Genomic DNA, 365 nt, shown 5'->3' with positions numbered 1-365 from the left:
ACGAACCTGACGGCGGGTGACTTCAACGGTGACGGCCGGAAGGACCTGGTCGCCGTGGAGGTGTCGACCGGCAAGCTGTTCTCCTACCCGGGGACCGGGGCGGGAACCCTGGGGAGCCGGGTGGAGATCGGCTCCGGCGGCTGGAACGGGATGAGCAACCTGGCGGTCGGTGACCTGAACCGTGACGGCCGGGACGACGTCGTGGCGACGGAGAAGTCGACGGGCAAGCTGTGGTTGTACCCGGGGACGGGCAGTGGTCTGGGTGACCGGGTGGAGATCGGCTCGGGTGGCTGGAACGGCATGAACAACACGGCGGTCGGCGACTTCAACGGTGACGGCAAGGACGATGTCGTGGTGACGGAGAC

The 365-nt window shown here is 67.7% G+C and carries 1 protein-coding gene; it reads left to right on the top strand.

Going from position 1 to position 365, the window contains the following annotated elements:
• The coding region (locus tag IF30_RS0140560; RefSeq protein ID WP_030248329.1) for an FG-GAP repeat domain-containing protein at positions 1-365 on the top strand (365 nt) is incomplete at both ends.

Origin of the sequence: Streptomyces sp. NRRL S-350, from assembly GCF_000719705.1 — a bacterium.
Classification (GTDB): domain Bacteria; phylum Actinomycetota; class Actinomycetes; order Streptomycetales; family Streptomycetaceae; genus Kitasatospora.
The sequence above is the reverse complement of the archived record's forward strand: the minus strand, read 5'-3'. Positions and strand labels throughout refer to the sequence as shown.